The organism is Pseudoalteromonas sp. SR41-4 (genome assembly GCF_014163985.1).
Classification (GTDB): domain Bacteria; phylum Pseudomonadota; class Gammaproteobacteria; order Enterobacterales; family Alteromonadaceae; genus Pseudoalteromonas; species Pseudoalteromonas rhizosphaerae.
Genome location: NZ_JACJEI010000037.1, coordinates 1 through 18,885, shown reverse-complemented (window position 1 = coordinate 18,885; position 18,885 = coordinate 1). Strand labels below are relative to the sequence as shown.

The window sequence follows — 18,885 nt, the reverse complement described above, 5'->3', positions numbered from 1 at the left end:
AATGGCTTTATTTTTGGTTACTCTTGGCATTTTGAGGTATTTTTAATCTTCGTTCTGCCAGTATAGCTTATAGATATAGCAAGCCCTTTGTGGCTTGCTTGTTTATACTTAGGACAATATATAAATGTACCGTTATGAAAGCCCATGGGTGTGCCGTTATATCGAAAAGTAATAAATGGCCTAGGGTAGGTGAGCATATCTTCAGAGTGTGTTGGTTCAATGTAAAATAGAACCTTATCTTTACCATCAAATTTACCTACCTTGTTAGTATCAGTAAACACAGTAAGTTCTTTGTGCCAATTATCGCTATGGCATTGATTATTTTTAAGGGCGCAAAATGTTACGTTTGCGCCATAAGATACTGCGCTTAAACGGGATAAGCCAATAGCTCGATTTACTTTTGCGATATGGTTGTCAAGGCGGATATTTATGAGTAATGGCTGATAATTAAATAAAACTAAGTGGCACATTATTGACATAATGCTTAACACTACCATAGTTTCAATCAACGTGGTTCCTAGTCGCTTTGCTCCGTTGTTTATATCCTTCATCCTTGAAGTTCTCAATTATGACAAGTAGATTAAGCTTAGTTGACCCTAAATCAGATGCAAATATAGAGCGAAATTTAATCACAGGTGCCGCTCGTATCTCCGTTATAAAATGCCGTACCAGATTGGCTGATTGTCAGTGCTTTATTGTTTTTGTTATCTTTATTTGGACAGTAGATGAATGTGCCTGGGTTAGAGGTAATACGACCACTTGCATCAAATATCAATGAATTATCACCTGAAAATGTTAATTGATTATTGTCAGGGACTTCTTCCATAACTCTGAGAATTCGGTCTCCTCTGCGTGGGTTATGATCGCCATTACTATTACTATCATAAAAGACGATTATAGAGCCGTCATTCCAACTATCTAAGCAGGTCACTTTTTTGTCATTTTCTATGCTGGTTGTATTACCACTGCACACAACGATCAATGAATCGGTACTTGTGGCTTTTGCGCGAGCAAAGTTGATGTTACGTTTTAACTCCAGCAAATAATTTTCAGCTCGGTTATTTTCAAGCATGTCGCTACTATTCCAAAAAGCGATTGAGGCTAAAATTCCGACTATCGCAAGGGTGACCATCACCTCAAGTAATGTAAAGCCATGTTGTTGTTTGTTCATGTTCACCTCTGGTACTGGAGTGCGCTGAGTAAATCAGCGCACTTTGAAGAACTTATTTTAAACATAATTGTTCCAATTGATATAATCATACCATTGCTGACGATTAAATCACCGTAATTCAATTGCTTTGTTTGCTATGAAGTGCAGGATTGTCTAAAATCGATTCAATTGGCAATATAAGAGTAGCGACTAATAATGAAGAAAATTGAAGCAATAATTAAACCATTTAAACTTGATGATGTTCGTGAAGCGTTGTCTGATGTCGGTATTACTGGCATGACCGTCAGTGAAGTGAAAGGTTTTGGCCGTCAAAAAGGACATACTGAGCTTTATCGTGGCGCTGAATACATGGTTGATTTTTTACCAAAAGTAAAGCTTGATATTGTCCTTGGTGATGACGATGTTGACCGTGCTATTGAAGTGATCGTTAAAACAGCACAAACAGGTAAAATTGGCGATGGTAAGATTTTCGTCACTGACGTTGAGCGTGTAGTACGTATTCGTACTGCTGAAGAAGATGAAGACGCGATCTAATTTATTATCTGAGATTAAAAGTCAGACATAAAAAAGGCGCTACTTATAAACAATCAGTAGCGCCTTTTTTGTATATGTTAATTTATTTCTTTTTATTTAACTCTCGGGTCATTTTGGCGTGTTTACTTAATTCTGGTAAACCAAGCTTGTTGTAGCTTTTTTCCATCATTTCCAGTGCTTCATTTAAATAACTACTTTGAGAATAATGCTCTACGACGTATTTACCGCGATTTGCTGCTGCTAAGTAAGCTTCACGTTCATAGTAGTAATCAGCAACTTTCAACTCGTAACGTGCCATTTTGTTGAGTAACCAAACTAAACGTCTTTTTGCTTCAGGGGCATAGCTACTATCAGGGAAGCGATTGACTAAGGTTGATAAATCAGTAAAGGCAACACGGGTACGATTAGCATCACGGTCGGCTCTATCAACACCAAAATACTCTTGGAATGCGTTTTTATCGGCTTTAATATTTACTAAACCACGCATGTAGTACATATAGTCTAAATCTTTGTGGTTTGGATTTAGGCGAATAAAACGGTCAATTGTTGCAAGTGCTTGTTCAGTATTACCCGCTTGGTAATGGGCGTAGACTAAATCCATTTGTACTTGTTTTGACATAGGCCCAAACGGATAGCGTGAATCAATCGCACTCAAAAGCTCAATTGCACGCGCGTACAAGCCTGAATCAAGTGTTTGTTTGGCATCATCATACAACGCTTGCGCTGATTTATTAGGAACGCGTTGGATATCTTCTGCATCAGGTGCTGACGAACAGGCACCTAAACCAAGTAATGAAACTGTAAAAACAATGGCGAATGCACGTTTCCCTATTCTATTTATCATTTTATTTGTTACCTTCGATGTCTTCGGCTAGGCCAAGTGGGTAAAACCGAGTAAACTATGCTTATTATATAATGCTTTTATTAAAAGCGATTCTAACCCAGTCGAGCACAGCTTGCACTGGTAAATTGGGTAAAGTTACTAATGTCAGAGCAAATTTCTCTTCAAGCCGAGGTGCCAACTGAGTTAGGCGGTAAACGTCTAGACCAAGTATTGGCACAATTGTTCCCTGATTATTCACGTTCACGTATAAAAACGTGGATTTTGGATGATAAAATCACCGTGGATGGTGAAATTTTAAACACCCCGAGAGAGAAACTCTTTGGTGGTGAAACAGTCAATGTTGAAACTAGCATTGAAGCCCCACGTGAATACTTAGCGCAAGATATCAAATTAAACATCGTTTATGAAGATGATGATATTTTGGTTATCAACAAACCTATGGGTTTAGTTGTGCACCCTGGTGCCGGTAATCCTGATGGCACAGTGCTCAATGCATTGTTGCATCATTATCCAGATATCATTAATGTTCCGCGCGCAGGTATTGTGCATCGTCTAGATAAAGATACTACCGGTTTGATGGTGGTAGCTAAAACAATTCAGGCGCAAACACATTTAGTTAAAGCATTACAGAAGCGTGAAAACTTCACGCGTGAGTATGAAGCAATTTGTAATGGCACTATGACCGCAGGTGGTATGGTTGAAAAACCAATTGGTCGCCATCCTACGCAGCGTACACACATGGCTGTGCATGAGCAGGGTAAACCAGCAATTACGCATTTTCGTGTTGCTGAAAAATTCCGTGCGCATACGCGATTACGTCTTCGTTTAGAAACTGGCCGAACTCACCAAATTCGTGTGCATATGGCATTTATTAATCATCCATTGATTGGTGATAAAGCCTATGGCGGTCGTCCACGTCCACCAAAAGGCGCAACACCTGAATTGTTCCAAATGTTACGTGAATTTAATCGTCAAGCATTGCACGCGGTAAAGCTAAGTATCGCACACCCAATTACGGGTGAAATGATGACTTGGCAGGCGCCAATTCCTGATGACATGGTTGCCATGACGCACGTACTTCGTGAAGACACCAAAGCTAATCCAAATATCGATTTTTAAGCTGCTTTAATGCTTTATCCTAATTGGACAGCGCCAACCAATGTAGGTGCTCTCAGTACAACTCGTCAGGGCGGTGTATCGCATGCGCCTTTTATGAGTTTAAACTTAGGCCTACATGTGGGCGATGATCAGCAAGCGGTATTAACGAATCGCGCACTTTTAGCTGCTCAGCTTCCTAAAGCACCGGTGTGGCTTAATCAGATCCATAGCAGTGAAGTCGTTGTTGTGGATGAGTATTTTGACTCACAGGCTAATTATGATGCGGATGCGCTGTATACCCGATTAAAAAATCAACCACTGGCAATTATGACAGCAGATTGCTTGCCGGTTTTACTTACCAGTGAAAGTGGTGATGAGGTGGCTGCTATTCATGGTGGCTGGCGCGGTTTGCATGCGGGTATTATCGCTAATACTTTGCGTCACTTTAGCAGCCCTGCAGAACAAATTATAGCGTGGTTAGGTCCTGCCATAGGTGCTGCAAAGTTTGAGGTTGGCAGTGAAGTAAAAGCGCTTTTCTGTGAACAATCAGCATCTCATCACACTGCATTTGTGGCGCAGGCGGATGGTAAATATTTAGCGGATATTTATCTGCTCGCAACCACACAGCTTATTAATCTAGGCATAAGAAATATTAGTGGTGGTGAGTACTGTACAGTTAGCAATAGCGAACAATTCTTCTCATACCGTCGAGATGGTCAAACAGGCCGTATGGCTTCTTTGATCTGGCGCAAGTAATAGTCTATTCAGTGAGTATATTTTCTCCTAAGCCTTGATCAAAGTGCCGAGCATACCCATTAATTAAGTAATTAGTTTTTTTAATAGGTAACCCCTTATGCGTTTAGATCGATTTACCAGTAAATTTCAATCTGCGCTCTCTGACGCTCAGTCATTAGCGCTTGGTCGTGATCATCAATTTATTGAACCAGTACATTTAATGTATTCACTCTTGCAGCAAAGTGGCTCAAGTGTGCGTGCGTTATTAGCCCAAGCCAGTGTGAGTGCCGATGAACTTAATACCAAGTTATCACAAGAGATAGAAAAGTTATTTAAAGTGGAAGGTGTTGGCGGCGACGTGCAGTTGTCAAATAACATGGTTTCACTGATCAACTTATGCGATAAGTACGCGCAAAAGCGTAAAGATAAATACATCTCCAGTGAGTTATTTGTATTAGCAGCGTGTGATGATAAAGGGCCATTGGGTGATATCTTCCGCGCTTTAAATATGACCAGCACTAAAATAGAAGCAGCAATACAAGCTATTCGCGGTGGTCAAAAAGTTGATGATCCGAATGCCGAAGATACCCGTCAAGCGCTGAAAAAGTTTACTATCGATTTAACTGAGCGTGCAGAGCAGGGTAAACTTGATCCTGTTATTGGCCGCGATGATGAAATTCGCCGCACGATCCAAGTATTACAACGGCGTACTAAAAATAACCCCGTGTTGATTGGCGAACCCGGTGTCGGTAAAACCGCTATAGCTGAAGGGCTCGCGCAGCGTATTATTAATGGCGAAGTGCCTGAAGGCTTGAAAAACAAACGTGTGTTATCGCTTGATTTAGGAGCCTTGGTGGCCGGTGCAAAATACCGTGGTGAGTTTGAAGAACGTTTAAAGTCAGTGCTTAATGAATTGGCTAAAGAAGAAGGCCAAGTGATTTTGTTTATTGACGAAATTCATACTATGGTGGGCGCCGGTAAATCTGATGGTGCAATGGATGCGGGTAATATGCTCAAACCTGCATTGGCTCGAGGTGAACTGCATTGTGTCGGTGCTACAACCCTTGATGAGTATCGTAAATATATTGAAAAAGATGCCGCTTTAGAACGTCGTTTTCAAAAGGTGCTTGTTGAAGAACCATCAGTAGAAGATACCATAGCGATTCTTCGAGGCTTGAAAGAGCGTTACGAGTTACATCACTGTGTTGAAATTACCGATCCAGCCATTGTTGCCGCAGCGCATTTATCGCACCGCTACATTAGCGATCGCCAGCTACCGGATAAAGCCATTGATTTAATTGATGAAGCGGGTTCGTCTATTCGCCTACAAATCGATTCAAAACCAGAATCATTAGATAAATTAGAGCGCCGTATCATCCAGCTAAAACTCGAAGATAATGCACTTGCTAAAGAGAAAGATGACGCCAGCCAAAAGCGTCGTTCTGAGATGCAGGAGCTGATCACCGATCTTGAAGCCCAGTACCGTGAACTTGATGAAGTATGGACAGCTGAGAAAGCCTCTTTGCAAGGTACTCAAGTAATTAAGGCTGAACTTGAACAAGCGCGATTAGACTTAGATGTTGCCCGCCGTGCCACTGATCTACAACGTATGTCAGAGCTGCAATACGGCCGCATTCCAGAATTGGAACGTAAACTCGACTTAGCTTCACAAGCTGAAATGCAAGAAATGAGCTTACTTAAAAACCAAGTGGGTGAAGATGAAATTGCTGAGATACTTTCACGTTGGACTGGTATTCCTGTATCGCGCATGCTTCAAGGTGAGCGTGAAAAACTGCTGCAAATGGAAGAACATTTACACCATAAAGTGATCGGTCAAGACGAAGCGGTAGTGGCAGTGGCGAATGCGATTCGTCGTTCACGGGCAGGGCTTGCAGATCCAAATAGGCCAATCGGTTCGTTTTTATTTTTAGGCCCAACCGGGGTCGGTAAAACTGAGCTTACTAAAGCGTTAGCTGGATATATGTTTGATACTGAAAGCGCGATGGTGCGAATTGATATGTCTGAGTTTATGGAAAAGCACTCAGTTGCTCGCTTAGTTGGCGCGCCTCCGGGCTATGTTGGTTATGAAGAAGGTGGCTACTTAACAGAAGCTGTTCGTCGTCGTCCATATTCTGTAATTTTGCTTGATGAAATCGAAAAGGCACATCCTGATGTATTTAATATTCTGCTGCAAGTGTTAGATGATGGTCGTTTAACGGATGGCCAAGGTCGTACTGTTGATTTTAAAAATACGGTGATCATCATGACCTCAAATTTAGGCTCAGATATTATTCAAGAGCAAACCGGTAACAACGATTATGCAGCGTTAAAAGAAAAAGTGATGGGGGTTTTGGTTAATGAGTTTAGACCTGAATTTATTAACCGTATTGATGAAACCGTAGTATTCCACCCACTTGCTAATGAACATATCAAAGAGATTGCAGATATTCAGTTAAGCAAGTTACGTGAGCGCCTAACAGGAATGGGTTACTTGTTACAAATAAGTGATGCAGCTCTTGATCGAATTGCAGCCAGTGGTTTTGACCCGGTTTATGGTGCACGACCACTCAAACGGGCTATTCAACATACCATTGAAAACCCATTATCGCAGAAGTTACTCGCAGGTGAATATCAAAGTGGTGACATGATAGTAATTGATGCTGACGAAAATGGTTTAGTGTTCTCATCACGCTAACTGATTAACTGAGTTTTAAGGCCAGTGAATATGCTGGCCTTAAACTCGCTGCGAATAAAAAGTTATAAAGTAAATATTAAAGATAAACCCCTATCATTTAGCCGCGCTTAATTAAACCTTAAAAGTCAGTAAAATATCGTTAACTTTACGTGAGCCTTCGACAAGCTGTGCAGCACCTTTAGCGACATTAAAGCTCAACGTTAAGTTCTCGTCACTGTAACCTTTTATTTGTGTAATGTTGTCGCTAATATCGAGGCTGACAGCTTGTTGTTGCTCGGCGGCAGCAGATATTTGTGTCGCTAGTTGCGATATTTCACTTATTTGCGCGAAGATGCTATCCAGTTCAACTTGGGTATGTCCGGTGGTATTTACACATTCATCGGCTTGCGCCTTGGTGTTTTTCATGACCGTGGACCAGCTAAACAGGGTATCTTGAATTTCTTTAATAGAGCTATGAATTTGTGCAGTAGCACGTTGAGTACGAGAAGATAATGCACGCACTTCATCGGCAACTACCGCAAAGCCTCGGCCATGTTCACCAGCACGCGCGGCTTCAATTGCAGCATTTAATGCCAGTAAATTGGTTTGCTCTGCAATGCCTTCGATTTCAGTCATTACTTGACCTATTTTATCCGCCTCGGTTGCAAGGGAATTTGCGGTACTTGCCGCTTGTTCAACTTGTAAAGCAAGATCAGACACCATGGCACTATTGTCTGCAATGTGTAGTTTTATATCAGTGCAGCTTTGGTAAGTAATATTTACTTTTTCAGCGGTATGATGAGTGTTGCCCGATATTTCACCTATGGTTGCGCTCATTTGTGACATTGCGGTGGCCATTTGGCCAAGGCGTTGTCCTTGTGCGGCAATGCCTTTTTCAGTTAATGCTGATTGTTGGTCTAGATTAGCCGCAATACCGGTAAACGTGACAGTCGTATCTTTTACTCGTCCTAATACGGTACGTAATTTAGCATTAAGCATTTGCTGGTTATATTCACTAATACTAAATGGATAATGGCCGACATAGACATAGCGGGATACAGAATCATTATCTACCTTGAGCTGTTTCAGTGCTGCTGGTGTGAAAACTAATTCATCATAATTTAATAGCATAATTAGTAAACTAAATAGCGCGGTTATCAGTGCAACAGAAATAGATACAAAAGCTGCTAATAGTACTAAACCAATTAAGCCAATAAGTAGGGCTGCACTTTGGCGAACACCGACCCATTCACGCCAAGAAGACAACGATTTACCGGCATTTATTTTAGCGTATAGGCTTTGTGCTCGTCGTTTTAGTTGTTCGCTCGGTTTTGTTCGTACTGATTGATAGCCAACGAGTTGACCATGTTCAAAAATAGGAGTAACAAATGCATCAACCCAATAATAGCGGCCATCCTTGCAGCGATTCTTTACCATCCCGCGCCATGAATGGCCTTGCTTAAGTTTTTCCCACATTTCTTTAAATGCCGCTTTGGGCATATCTGGGTGGCGAACAATATTATGATTTTTGCCAATGAGTTCTTCAAGGTTGAAGCCAGCGATATTGCAAAATTCTTTATTCGCATAGGTTATCACTCCACGTACATCTGTAGTAGAGACGAGCTGCTGGTGATCTGAAAAGGTGACTTCTTCGTTTATTAACTGCTGACCCCGACGCATAGGTAGTCCTTAAACATGCTTTATTACTGATGATTATAAAGTTCATACAAACGTAATGATAGCAGGTTCAGTGTTCACAGGTGCAAAATTGATCTTAAATAACTTTTTAGTGATCTAGAACAAAGAAACTTGTAAAAGCTGTATTCGTAATCGTGTAATTGCTGAATATATACATAGATATTATGGTTCTAGTTTGATAAGTCGGTAAGTCTCAGAGATGGATTGCAGATAGTAAACAATTAATTAGTCAGCATCTCGCATAACAGTGGTGTCATTAAAGCAATTGTATATTAGCTCTTACAATGGCAAGATTAGTAAAAATTTGGGTGTTAGCTTAACGGCCCGCAGCAAGTTTGCTTTACAAACATACGGTGACCTTCTTGGTAAATAGTGGAAATTAGAGTTATGCCATTATTAAACCTTGAGTATTATCAATTTGCCCCCATTGACTTAGGATTAGGCCACGTGGCTCGAGGAAGCATTTTTGACTACACATGATTTAACTAAAGCGTTAGCAGCGCTAGCCCCAGAACAGCATAAATACGCAATTAAAGGCATTCAACGCGGTATTGAAAGAGAAGCGTTGCGGATCAAGCCAAATGGTGTAATTTCACAGCAAGGTCATCCAAAAGGGGTTGGTTGTGCGTTAACTAACGGGCATATCACCACTGATTTTTCTGAGTCTTTATTGGAGTTTATAACACCCGTTAGTGAATCTGCTGAAGAAACGTTAAATCAGCTACAAGACTTACAAAAGTTTACCCTATCGCAGATGGGCGATGAATTATTATGGCCTATCAGTATGCCGTGTTTTATAGAACACCAAGATGACATTGTATTAGCTCAATTTGGTGATTCTAATATTGGACGCATGAAAACCTTGTACCGCGAAGGTCTTAAAAATCGTTATGGCAGCATGATGCAAGCGATTGCCGGTGTGCACTTTAATATATCGTTTCCAGAGTCATTTTGGCTGAGCTTACAAACGATTAAAGGCGATACTGGCTCATTACAAGAGTTTATTTCGGCCGGTTATTTAGGACTGATCCGTAACTTCAAGCGAGAACTATGGCTGATCAGTTATTTATTTGGAGCATCGCCAGCGCTGTGTAATTCATTTTTACAAGGGCGCAGTACGGATCTTCCTTTTAAAAAATTAGGTAAAGGTACGCTTTATCTTGAAGTGGGTACAGCTTTGCGCTTAGGTAATTTGGGTTATACCAACAGTGCTCAGTCATCACTAAAAGTACTGTATAACTCACTAGATGAATATGTAGCAGGATTAAAAAGTGCGATTCATTCACCGTCAGATATTTATGGTCAGCTTGCTGATTATAAAGATGCCCAGCCTAAACAATTGAATAAAAATGTATTGCAAATTGAAAACGAATTTTATTCGCCAATTCGTCCTAAGCGCAATGCTAAAAGTGGCGAAACACCGACCGACGCACTGTTACGTGGCGGTATTGAGTATATTGAAATCCGAGCTCTAGATGTAAATCCATTTGCAGCAACGGGAATTGATATTGAGCAAATTCATTTCCTAGATGTTTTTCTGACTTATTGCTTATTGAAAGATTCTCCAACAATGGATTGGGATTCGCAACAGCGTAGCACCGAAAATTTAGATACGGTTGTAAGCCAAGGTCGCGCTTTAGAAGTGATGTTAAACCGCTCTGGTAATTCATGCAGTCTAGCAACGTGGGGAGCAGAGATCTTCGCACAGTTACAACAAGTTGCAGCCTACATGGATAATGCTTACGGCGTTAGCTATTACAGCGAAACGATTACTCGATTAAGCCAATGGATAGCAGATCCTGAATTAACATACTCAGGGCGCTACGTTAGTCAACTGAAAGGGTCTGGTATTGATAATGGTTATTTTGCCTTATCGTTGGCAAAAAGTTACCAGCAACAACATCAAGATACGCCATATAAAGTGTATTCAGACAGCTATTTAAAACAACAAGCAGATCAGTCAGTTATTGCTGAACGCGAGTTGAAAGCCGCTGATAATCAAACATTTAATGCATTTTTAGATGATTATTTTGCCACTAAGTAAGTTTGTAGCTAAGTAAGCAGGCAAAAAAACGCAGCCCAAGTTGGCTGCGTAAAGATTCTTCAGGGATAAACAATGCTAAACTGCGCATTCATAAAATATGACTTATATTTTTATAAAAAGTTCAGCGAGCAACAAAAAAAATGAAAAATAGTTTAATTATTTTATCGCTGGGGGCTCTGTTAACTGGTTGCGCAACAGCCCCTCCAAAGCAACCTAATGATATATGTAAAATTTTTGAAGAAAAAAGCGATTGGTACTATGACGCAAAAGATGCCCAAGAAAAATGGGGCTCACCTAAACATGTACTAATGAGCATGATGTATCAAGAAAGCTCCTTTAAACACGATGCTGCACCGCCAATGGAATACTTTTTGTGGGTCATTCCCACAGGGCGAGCAAGTTCAGCTTACGGCTACTCACAAGCAAAAACTCCCACCTGGTCTGATTATATTCGTGAAACGGGTAATAGCGGCGCCGATCGCGATGATTTTGATGACGCTATCGACTTTATGGGCTGGTTTGTTTATAAAACTCATAAAGTTAATGGCATTTCGAAATGGGATGCCTACGCGCAATACCTAAATTACCACGAAGGCTGGGGCGGTTATAAACGCGGCACCTATAAAAATAAAAAGTGGTTAATGGCAGTGGCTAATAAAGTAAAAAATCGTGCAAGTCGCTATGCGGCTCAGCTTAAACGTTGTGAAGACGATTTAGATAAAGGGTGGTTAGAAAGGTTATTTAGCTGATCTGACAAGATTCAAGATTTTAAAAAGCCCGCACAGCGGGCTTTTTAGTATTAGTTTATTTCCCTGGGAATTGATGAATATGTACATCGCGCTGTGGGAATGGAATGGTAATATTTTCTTTATCGAAGGCAATTTTAACGCGTTCGTATAAACCAAAATACACTGGCCAGTAATTTTCAGAATCAACCCATGCCCAGACCAACATGCCGATATGGCTATCGCCATGCTGACTTACATGCACAACCGGTTGTTTTGCTTCATCTTTGAGTACTAACTCGTAGCTATTTAACACGCCCATTAGTACTTCTCGCGCTTTAAGCACATCATCACTGTAGCTAATACCAAACTCAATATCGACGCGGCGAGTTGGTTCTGCAAACTTGTTTTTTACACAGCCATTAGAAAGTGCACCATTTGGGATAATAATTTTTTCATTATCATAAGTGAGTAGTACGGTAACAAATATTTGAATTTCAACCACTTTACCCATATAGCCTTGGGCTTCAATGACATCACCAATTTTAAATGGTTTAAAAAATAAGATCAGCACACCACCGGCGAAATTCGCTAGGCTGCCTTGTAATGCCATACCGACCGCTAAGCCTGCAGCACCGAGCATAGCAATGAACGAGGTTGTTTCTATACCAATCATTGATGCGACTGAGATCAGTAATAGCAACTTTAAAATAACCGATAAGAAGGAGACCAAAAAATGACTTAATCCGGCTTCAAATTTTACCTTTGCCATTGATTTTTCAGCCATACTGGCAATACGGCCAACAAACCACCAACCAACAATTAAAACAAAGATTGCCAATAAAAATCGAGGGCCATAGGTCATTAGCATTTCAATCGCTTTGGTGTACAGGGTCTCGATAGAGATATCTTCCATTGCATTTTCCACATCTATAAAGTTACAAATATAATAGCCTAATAATTAACACTTTATAGAGAATAATGAACAAAAAATTTGTTGCGGGGATGAGCTGAGGGAGTAGAGTAACCATAGGTTACTCTACAGATATTGCTTATATTTTGCGCTTGTTCGCTTGAATGCGCACCAGTTTGATCATGTTCTCTTTTACTTCAACAACTTCAATCGGATAGCCTGCAATACGCAAACTCAAGTTGGCATCAGGAATGTCTTCTAAGTATTCGACAATTAAGCCACTTAATGTTTTCGGGCCATCAAGAGGGAACTCCCAATCCATTTCTTTGTTTAGATCGCGTACGTTAGCACCGCCATCAACTAGAAATGAGCCATCATCTTGTGACACAACTTCTTCACTTGGAGTACGTGTTTGCGTAGTGGTAAAGTCACCGACCACTTCTTCAAGAATATCTTCGAGGGTAACTAATCCTTGAATATCACCATATTCATCAACTACTAAACCGATACGCTCTTTTGATTGCTGAAATTTAAATAGCTGAGTATTGAGCGACGTACCTTCAGGAATAAAATAAATCTCACGAACTGCGCGAAGCAATGATGGTTTATCAAATTGCTCTTTCGTTAATAACCGCAGTGCATCCCGTGAGTGAATAAAGCCTACCGCATCATCAATTTGGTCACGATATAAAAGTACTCGCGTGTGTTGTGCATGGGTAAGCTGTTTACTAATTAGTTTCCAGTCATCATTGATATCAATGGCAACAATTTCGTTGCGCGGGATCATAATATCTTCGACAGTGACTTGTTCTAAATCTAAAATGGAGGTCAACATACTTTGGTGACGCGCGGGGATCAGCGCACCCGATTCATTCAGCACCGTTTTTAATTCTTCTTTACTCATGCTGTGCTCATCTATTTGTGCAGCACTAATACCAAATAGGCGTAATATGCCATTGGTCATCCAGTTAACGACGACGACAAATGGAAAGAGAATTTTTAGTAACCCTTTGAGTATCACCGAACTAGGAAAGGCAACTTTTTCAGGGTAAAGCGCAGCTAGCGTTTTAGGCGTTACTTCTGCAAATATAAGCACTACTAAAGTTAGTGCGCCAGTGGCAATAGCGATACCTAAATCACCATATAAACGAATACCGATAATGGTTGCAACCTGCGCGGCAGCAATATTCACCAAGTTATTACCGATGAGGATAAGGCCAATAAGTCTATCAGGACGGCTCAAAAGTTTGTTGACACGCTTTGCTGCGCGGTGATTTTCTTTAGCAAGGTGGCGTAAGCGGATTCTGTTAATTGACATAATGCCCGTTTCAGAACCAGAAAAATATGCAGAACAAAGTATGAGTATTCCAAGTATTATAAACAAAACACTTGTAGAGATGTCGTCCAAAGAAGGATCCTTTTTTATTTAACCAATGCGTATTAAGCGGGAGTGAGCTGCCTGAGTCAAGTTAAAACTTATTCAGGATCACCTCTTGCACAAAACGACTGCCAAAATAAGCCAGCGTTAAAACAAAAGCAGCAGCCATGATAGCTAGTACGACCGGTTTCCCACGCCAGCCTTGCTTTAAGTGACCAATTGTCACCGTTGCAAACATAGCCCAAGCAATTAATGATAAAACAGTTTTATGAATAAATTCACTAGCAAACATGCCATCAAGAAAAATAAAACCAGATAATAACGCTAAGGTTAACAAAACCGTGCCTAGTGTTAATAAGTGATATAGCTGGCGTTCAACCACCATTAATGGCGGTAAATGGCTATGCACAATCGCTAAGTCTTTTCGTTTTAAACGTTTATCAATAAAGTAAAACTGTACGCCATATAAAGTGGCAATAATTAACACACAGTATGCAAGCAGGGAAAGCGAAATATGAGTGACTAAACCTATTTCAACATCAATACTTTGCAATAAAATATGATGCGGGATAAATAAGCTGGCAATTGTTAGCAAAGCAGCAAAGCCATAGACAACAGGCAGTAATAATGTGGCAGGGAATTTTAATGACACCGTAGTGACAGAGACCACAATCACCCAGCAGGTTAATAGTGATACATTAACAATACTTAAATCTTGGCCATCGGCGCGAAACACTGAATTCACCAGTAATAACATGTGCGCTAAAATTGCCACCGTGCTGAGGATAACCGTCAGCTTTTGGCTCGGACCTTGTTGGTGAAATAACCGAGACAGCACGTGAGACGTCGCGAAGATATAAAATAAACTGGCAATAATAGTTAAACTAATAATCAGCATAGTGCTTGGGCCACTCAATTTGAGTCAAATATTCCTTGTTAGAGTAAGGGCATTGTATTTTATAGTGAGGCAAATGCATAGAGTTTGTAAAAAGAAACTCAAACAGCTCACTTGAACACTGTATTGTGCGCCACCATTTACGGTATACTGTTTTTAATTAAAATTTTATTAATACTGATTATATGAAATCAGCGCTATTAATAGTAAGTGCTAAACTTGCGGCAATAACGTTGTTTGGGAAATTGGTATATCACGTTTGATCGGAACCTTTACATGTTTGAGAACCTCCAAGAACGATTAGGTAAAACCTTAAAGAATATCAGCGGCCGTGGACGCCTTACTGAAGACAATATAAAAGATACACTACGCGAAGTGCGTATGGCTTTTTTAGAAGCCGACGTCGCTTTACCCGTTGTTCGTGAGTTTGTTAAACAAGTTAAAGAGCGCGCGGTAGGTATTGAAGTAACTAAGAGCCTAAGTCCTGGGCAAGTGTTCATTAAAATCGTTCGCGAAGAGCTTGAAAAAGCCATGGGTGAAGCAAACGAAGAGTTGAGCCTAAACGCACAACCGCCAGCCGTTGTAATGATGGCGGGTCTGCAAGGTGCGGGTAAAACGACCAGTGTTGCTAAGCTTGCCAAATTTTTAAAAGAACGTAAAAAGAAATCAGTATTAGTAGTCAGTGCCGACGTTTATCGTCCTGCGGCTATTAAACAGTTGGAAACACTGGCCGATGAAGTAGGTGTTGAGTTTTTCCCAAGTGATATTTCACAACAGCCGGTTGATATTGCAAAGGCTGCTATTTCTCATGCGAAAAAGAAATTTATCGATGTTGTATTAGTTGATACCGCAGGTCGTTTGCATGTTGATAATGACATGATGGACGAGATTAAAAATCTTCATCATGCTATTAACCCAATCGAAACCTTGTTTGTGGTTGATGCCATGACAGGTCAAGATGCTGCCAATACTGCCAAAGCGTTTGATGAAGCATTACCTCTGACCGGTGTGATACTAACCAAGACTGATGGTGATGCGCGCGGTGGTGCTGCACTATCAATCCGTCATATTACCGGCAAACCTATTAAGTTTATGGGTGTTGGTGAGCGCACTGATGCGCTTGAGCCTTTCCATCCAGATCGTATCGCATCGCGTATACTTGGTATGGGGGATGTACTTTCATTGATCGAAGAAGTCGAAATGAAAGTCGATAAAGAGCAAGCTGCAAAAGTTGCTGAAAAAGTATTTAAAGGTGATGGCTTTACTCTTGATGATTTTGCTGATCAATTAAAGCAAATGAAAAGCATGGGCGGCATGATGTCAATGCTTGATAAATTACCTGGTATGCAAAACCTGCCTGATGCAGTGAAAGGTCAGATGGGTGATAAAACCTTTATTCAGATGGAAGCGATCATCAGCTCAATGACGAAAAAAGAGCGTGCACGTCCAGAGATCATTAAAGGCTCTCGTAAAAAGCGTATTGCAGCGGGCTCTGGTACGCAAGTACAAGAGATCAATAAGCTGTTAAAACAGTTTACGCAGATGCAAAAAATGATGAAAAAAATGAAAGGTAAAGGCGGCATGATGAAAATGATGCGCGGCATGAAAGGCATGTTACCACCAGGAATGATGGGTGGCGGTGGCCCTAAATTTTAATGTTTTAACTGACGCCATGCAGATGTAGCTAATCAGTTAACTAAAAAGAGAGGCAAATAGCCTCTTTTTTTGTAGATAAATTATGCGTTGAAAGTTCTATATAGCCTGATTTAACGCGTAGATCATAGTTTAATCAACTTAACAGTCATTTCGAGTCACTTCTTACTTGCATTGTTGCTAAAAACTCGTACAATTCCCCAGCTCCCCATACTGGGGAGTAAATCTTATTAATGAAAACAGTCAATCTATTTAGAGGACGGTATGGTAACTATTCGTTTGCAACGTGGTGGCGCTAAAAAACGCCCTTTCTATCAAATTGTGGTTGCGGATAGCCGTTTCTCGCGTGACGGTCGCTTCATCGAGAAAGTAGGCTTTTTTAACCCAATTGCTAGTGGTCAAGAAGAAAAAGTACGTTTAGATTTATCTCGTGTAGAACACTGGGTAGGTCAGGGCGCATCTCTTTCAGATCGCGTAAATAAGTTAGTTAAAGACGCTCGTAAAGCGGCTTAATAGGCGTAAGTGTAACCATGAGTCAAGAGAACACCTCATCAATAATTGTCGTAGGAAAGCTCGGTGCCCCATATGGTATAAAGGGCTGGCTTAAGGTACATTCATTTACTGATGATCCCATAGGGATCTTCGATTTCAGCCCGTGGTTGATAGGGCAGCAAGGTAAATGGCAGACCTTAGAAGTGGTCGACTGGCGTCGCCACAACAAAGGCTTTATCGCTAAATTTGCGCAAGTAAACGATCGAGACGAAGCAATGGCTTATACCCATGCAGAAATCTCAATGGATGCAGCGCAATTACCAGAACTCCCGCAAGGTGAGTTCTATTGGCGAGATCTCATTGGCATGTCTGTTGTAACCGATAAAGGTTATGACTTAGGCATAGTTGATGACCTGATGGAGACAGGCTCAAATGACGTATTGGTTGTGAAAGCAAACAATAAAGATGCATTTGGCCAAGCAGAGCGTTTAATTCCGTTTTTAACTGATTCAGTTATCAAAGAGATTAAGCACGATGTAAAAGAAATTACAGTAGACTGGGATCCTGGCTTTTAATGAGTCAAACGAGTTCGTTGTGGGTAGGGGTTATCAGCCTTTTCCCGGACATGTTTGATGCCATTACAACGCAAGGTGTAACTGGTCGAGCAGTAAAAAATGGTCTGATCGACTTTAACTGCTGGAACCCACGAGATTATGCTATTGATAAGCATAGGACCGTGGATGATCGTCCTTACGGGGGCGGTCCAGGTATGTTAATGATGGTTGAACCACTAAAGCAAGCCATTCTTGACGCCAAACAGGCGGCAGGCGATGGTGCAAAAGTAATTTATATGTCCCCGCAAGGGCGCAAATTAGATCAGCAAGGGGCAAGCGAACTCGCAAGCTCTAAAAAACTGATTTTAATTGCCGGTCGCTATGAAGGTATAGACGAGAGAATAATAGAATCATACGTTGACGAAGAATGGTCAATTGGTGATTTTATTTTGAGTGGTGGTGAACTACCAGCCATGACATTAATTGACGCAGTAGCGCGATTAGTGCCGGGCGTATTAGGACACAACCAGTCAGCAGAGCAAGACTCATTTTCGGATGGCTTGCTGGATTGTCCTCACTATACACGGCCAGAAACATTGGACGACAAACAGGTGCCTGCTGTATTACTCAGCGGAAACCACCAAGAGATAGCAAAATGGCGGCTGATGCAGTCATTAGGCAGAACTTGGTTACGCCGTCCTGACTTGTTGCATAACCTAGCTCTGACTGAGGAGCAAGCGGTATTACTCGCGAAATTTCAGCAAGAGTACCAAAAAGCTTGTGGCTAGAAGACAGTTACACCTAGGAAAGTGAGAAACATAATGGCAAAAGTAAACCAAAATATTATTAAAGCGCTTGAAGATGAGCAGCTTAAAACAGACGTACCTGCATTTGGCCCTGGTGATACAGTGGTTGTACAGGTAAAAGTAAAAGAAGGTGCTAAAGAGCGTCTACAGGCCTTTGAAGGTGTTGTAATCGCTAAGCGTAACCGTGGTCTTCACTCAGCATTCACAGTTCGTAAAATTTCGAACGGTGAAGGTGTTGAGCGTGTATTCCAAACGCACAGCCCTCTTATCGATAGCGTAGCAGTTAAGCGTCGCGGTGCAGTTCGCCGTGCGAAACTTTACTATCTACGTGAGCGTTCTGGTAAATCTGCACGTATTAGAGAAAAACTTAACTAATACGCGCTGTTTATCAACGCAAAAAAACGGGTTGCAACCTTCGGGCTGCAACCCGTTTTGGTTTTTAGAGATAGTAAGTTAGTTAGGGTAAAGTTATCGAATTAGAAGGCTAGTGAGGGTAAAGTTAAAAGATTAAGATTGCTCAACGTTAAAGTGATCACCATAGCTTGATTATACCAATCGACTTAAATATTTAACCATTCTAGCGAGCTAAATAAAGCGCTAACTGCGTTATAATTTTTTCAAGTAGAACAACTACATGTCAAAATTTACGCCTTGTTATCACTGTATTTATC

At 41.0% G+C, this 18,885-nt stretch carries 18 protein-coding genes; 11 read left to right on the top strand and 7 right to left on the bottom strand.

From position 1 onward, the window contains the following. Positions 1-17: 17 nt before the first annotated feature. Positions 18-509: a GspH/FimT family pseudopilin gene (locus H5180_RS20635; protein WP_182731097.1), complete on the bottom strand. Its 492-nt coding sequence runs from the start codon at positions 507-509 to the stop codon at positions 18-20. Positions 510-625: 116 nt separating this feature from the next. Beyond that, positions 626-1,171: a GspH/FimT family pseudopilin gene (locus H5180_RS20630; RefSeq protein WP_145237230.1), complete on the bottom strand. Its 546-nt coding sequence runs from the start codon at positions 1,169-1,171 to the stop codon at positions 626-628. A gap of 195 nt (positions 1,172-1,366) precedes the next feature. Between H5180_RS20630 and glnB the strand changes: the two genes are divergently transcribed. Beyond that, complete coding sequence (gene glnB / locus H5180_RS20625; protein WP_145237227.1) at positions 1,367-1,705, top strand: nitrogen regulatory protein P-II; 339 nt, start codon at positions 1,367-1,369, stop codon at positions 1,703-1,705. An 82-nt stretch (positions 1,706-1,787) separates the two neighbouring features. Here the strand turns inward: glnB and H5180_RS20620 are convergent, their stop codons facing one another. Continuing rightward, positions 1,788-2,549: an outer membrane protein assembly factor BamD gene (locus H5180_RS20620; RefSeq protein WP_145237224.1), complete on the bottom strand. Its 762-nt coding sequence runs from the start codon at positions 2,547-2,549 to the stop codon at positions 1,788-1,790. A gap of 141 nt (positions 2,550-2,690) precedes the next feature. On the opposite strand from H5180_RS20620, the gene rluD reads away from it, so the two are divergent. From rluD to clpB, 3 genes are all read left to right on the top strand, one after another. Further along, positions 2,691-3,668 carry a 23S rRNA pseudouridine(1911/1915/1917) synthase RluD gene (gene rluD / locus H5180_RS20615; RefSeq protein ID WP_145237221.1) on the top strand — a complete coding sequence of 326 codons (978 nt, stop codon included), beginning with the start codon at positions 2,691-2,693 and terminating at the stop codon, positions 3,666-3,668. 9 nt (positions 3,669-3,677) lie between these two features. Continuing rightward, positions 3,678-4,403 carry a peptidoglycan editing factor PgeF gene (gene pgeF, locus H5180_RS20610; RefSeq protein WP_182758989.1) on the top strand — a complete coding sequence of 242 codons (726 nt, stop codon included), beginning with the start codon at positions 3,678-3,680 and terminating at the stop codon, positions 4,401-4,403. A gap of 97 nt (positions 4,404-4,500) precedes the next feature. After that, complete coding sequence (gene clpB / locus H5180_RS20605) at positions 4,501-7,077, top strand: ATP-dependent chaperone ClpB (RefSeq protein WP_149980795.1); 2,577 nt, start codon at positions 4,501-4,503, stop codon at positions 7,075-7,077. Between the two features lie 111 nt (positions 7,078-7,188). Here clpB and H5180_RS20600 read toward each other — a convergent pair whose 3' ends face one another. Next, positions 7,189-8,736, bottom strand: a complete 1,548-nt coding sequence (locus tag H5180_RS20600; RefSeq protein WP_182758987.1) for a PAS domain-containing methyl-accepting chemotaxis protein — start codon at positions 8,734-8,736, stop codon at positions 7,189-7,191. Positions 8,737-9,220: 484 nt separating this feature from the next. Here H5180_RS20600 and gshA point away from each other — a divergent pair, with 484 nt between their 5' ends. Then, the gene (gshA, locus tag H5180_RS20595; protein ID WP_145237209.1) at positions 9,221-10,798 is read left to right on the top strand and encodes a glutamate--cysteine ligase; all 1,578 of its coding nucleotides are present in this window, start codon (positions 9,221-9,223) and stop codon (positions 10,796-10,798) included. A 140-nt stretch (positions 10,799-10,938) separates the two neighbouring features. Next, on the top strand, positions 10,939-11,547 hold the full coding sequence (locus H5180_RS20590; protein WP_145237206.1) for a hypothetical protein: 609 nt from the start codon (positions 10,939-10,941) through the stop codon (positions 11,545-11,547). Positions 11,548-11,602: 55 nt separating this feature from the next. Here the strand turns inward: H5180_RS20590 and H5180_RS20585 are convergent, their stop codons facing one another. The 3 genes from H5180_RS20585 to H5180_RS20575 form a co-directional block, all read right to left on the bottom strand. After that, the gene (locus H5180_RS20585; RefSeq protein ID WP_145237203.1) at positions 11,603-12,439 is read right to left on the bottom strand and encodes a mechanosensitive ion channel family protein; all 837 of its coding nucleotides are present in this window, start codon (positions 12,437-12,439) and stop codon (positions 11,603-11,605) included. 136 nt (positions 12,440-12,575) lie between these two features. After that, entirely contained in the window at positions 12,576-13,844 is a 1,269-nt protein-coding gene (locus tag H5180_RS20580; protein WP_145237200.1) for an HlyC/CorC family transporter, read from the bottom strand. Positions 13,845-13,905: 61 nt separating this feature from the next. Beyond that, complete coding sequence (locus H5180_RS20575; RefSeq protein WP_145237197.1) at positions 13,906-14,712, bottom strand: inner membrane protein YpjD; 807 nt, start codon at positions 14,710-14,712, stop codon at positions 13,906-13,908. 273 nt (positions 14,713-14,985) lie between these two features. Here H5180_RS20575 and ffh point away from each other — a divergent pair, with 273 nt between their 5' ends. The 5 genes from ffh (at position 14,986) to rplS (ending at position 18,589) form a co-directional block, all read left to right on the top strand. After that, positions 14,986-16,365, top strand: coding sequence for a signal recognition particle protein (gene ffh / locus H5180_RS20570; protein ID WP_145237194.1), 1,380 nt, complete (start codon positions 14,986-14,988; stop codon positions 16,363-16,365). A gap of 261 nt (positions 16,366-16,626) precedes the next feature. Further along, on the top strand, positions 16,627-16,875 hold the full coding sequence (gene rpsP / locus H5180_RS20565) for a 30S ribosomal protein S16 (protein ID WP_145237191.1): 249 nt from the start codon (positions 16,627-16,629) through the stop codon (positions 16,873-16,875). A gap of 17 nt (positions 16,876-16,892) precedes the next feature. Further along, positions 16,893-17,429, top strand: coding sequence for a ribosome maturation factor RimM (gene rimM / locus H5180_RS20560; RefSeq protein ID WP_145237188.1), 537 nt, complete (start codon positions 16,893-16,895; stop codon positions 17,427-17,429). Beyond that, entirely contained in the window at positions 17,429-18,196 is a 768-nt protein-coding gene (trmD, locus tag H5180_RS20555; protein WP_145237185.1) for a tRNA (guanosine(37)-N1)-methyltransferase TrmD, read from the top strand. Before rimM ends, trmD begins: the two co-directional genes overlap by 1 nt. A gap of 33 nt (positions 18,197-18,229) precedes the next feature. Then, complete coding sequence (gene rplS, locus H5180_RS20550) at positions 18,230-18,589, top strand: 50S ribosomal protein L19 (RefSeq protein WP_002962189.1); 360 nt, start codon at positions 18,230-18,232, stop codon at positions 18,587-18,589. The last annotated feature ends 296 nt before the right edge of the window (positions 18,590-18,885 follow it).

What these genes read in the sequence shown, in the direction of transcription:
- H5180_RS20600 (WP_182758987.1), bottom strand. Translation starts at nt 8,736, where the DNA reads ATGCGTCGGGGTCAGCAGTTAATAAACGAAGAAGTCACCTTTTCAGAT.
- glnB (WP_145237227.1), top strand. Translation starts at nt 1,367, where the DNA reads ATGAAGAAAATTGAAGCAATAATTAAACCATTTAAACTTGATGATGTT.
- H5180_RS20620 (WP_145237224.1), bottom strand. Translation starts at nt 2,549, where the DNA reads ATGATAAATAGAATAGGGAAACGTGCATTCGCCATTGTTTTTACAGTT.
- H5180_RS20585 (WP_145237203.1), bottom strand. Translation starts at nt 12,439, where the DNA reads ATGGAAGATATCTCTATCGAGACCCTGTACACCAAAGCGATTGAAATG.
- H5180_RS20575 (WP_145237197.1), bottom strand. Translation starts at nt 14,712, where the DNA reads ATGCTGATTATTAGTTTAACTATTATTGCCAGTTTATTTTATATCTTC.
- rplS (WP_002962189.1), top strand. Translation starts at nt 18,230, where the DNA reads ATGGCAAAAGTAAACCAAAATATTATTAAAGCGCTTGAAGATGAGCAG.
- ffh (WP_145237194.1), top strand. Translation starts at nt 14,986, where the DNA reads ATGTTTGAGAACCTCCAAGAACGATTAGGTAAAACCTTAAAGAATATC.
- pgeF (WP_182758989.1), top strand. Translation starts at nt 3,678, where the DNA reads ATGCTTTATCCTAATTGGACAGCGCCAACCAATGTAGGTGCTCTCAGT.
- rimM (WP_145237188.1), top strand. Translation starts at nt 16,893, where the DNA reads ATGAGTCAAGAGAACACCTCATCAATAATTGTCGTAGGAAAGCTCGGT.
- H5180_RS20630 (WP_145237230.1), bottom strand. Translation starts at nt 1,171, where the DNA reads ATGAACAAACAACAACATGGCTTTACATTACTTGAGGTGATGGTCACC.
- clpB (WP_149980795.1), top strand. Translation starts at nt 4,501, where the DNA reads ATGCGTTTAGATCGATTTACCAGTAAATTTCAATCTGCGCTCTCTGAC.
- rpsP (WP_145237191.1), top strand. Translation starts at nt 16,627, where the DNA reads ATGGTAACTATTCGTTTGCAACGTGGTGGCGCTAAAAAACGCCCTTTC.
- H5180_RS20590 (WP_145237206.1), top strand. Translation starts at nt 10,939, where the DNA reads ATGAAAAATAGTTTAATTATTTTATCGCTGGGGGCTCTGTTAACTGGT.
- trmD (WP_145237185.1), top strand. Translation starts at nt 17,429, where the DNA reads ATGAGTCAAACGAGTTCGTTGTGGGTAGGGGTTATCAGCCTTTTCCCG.
- rluD (WP_145237221.1), top strand. Translation starts at nt 2,691, where the DNA reads ATGTCAGAGCAAATTTCTCTTCAAGCCGAGGTGCCAACTGAGTTAGGC.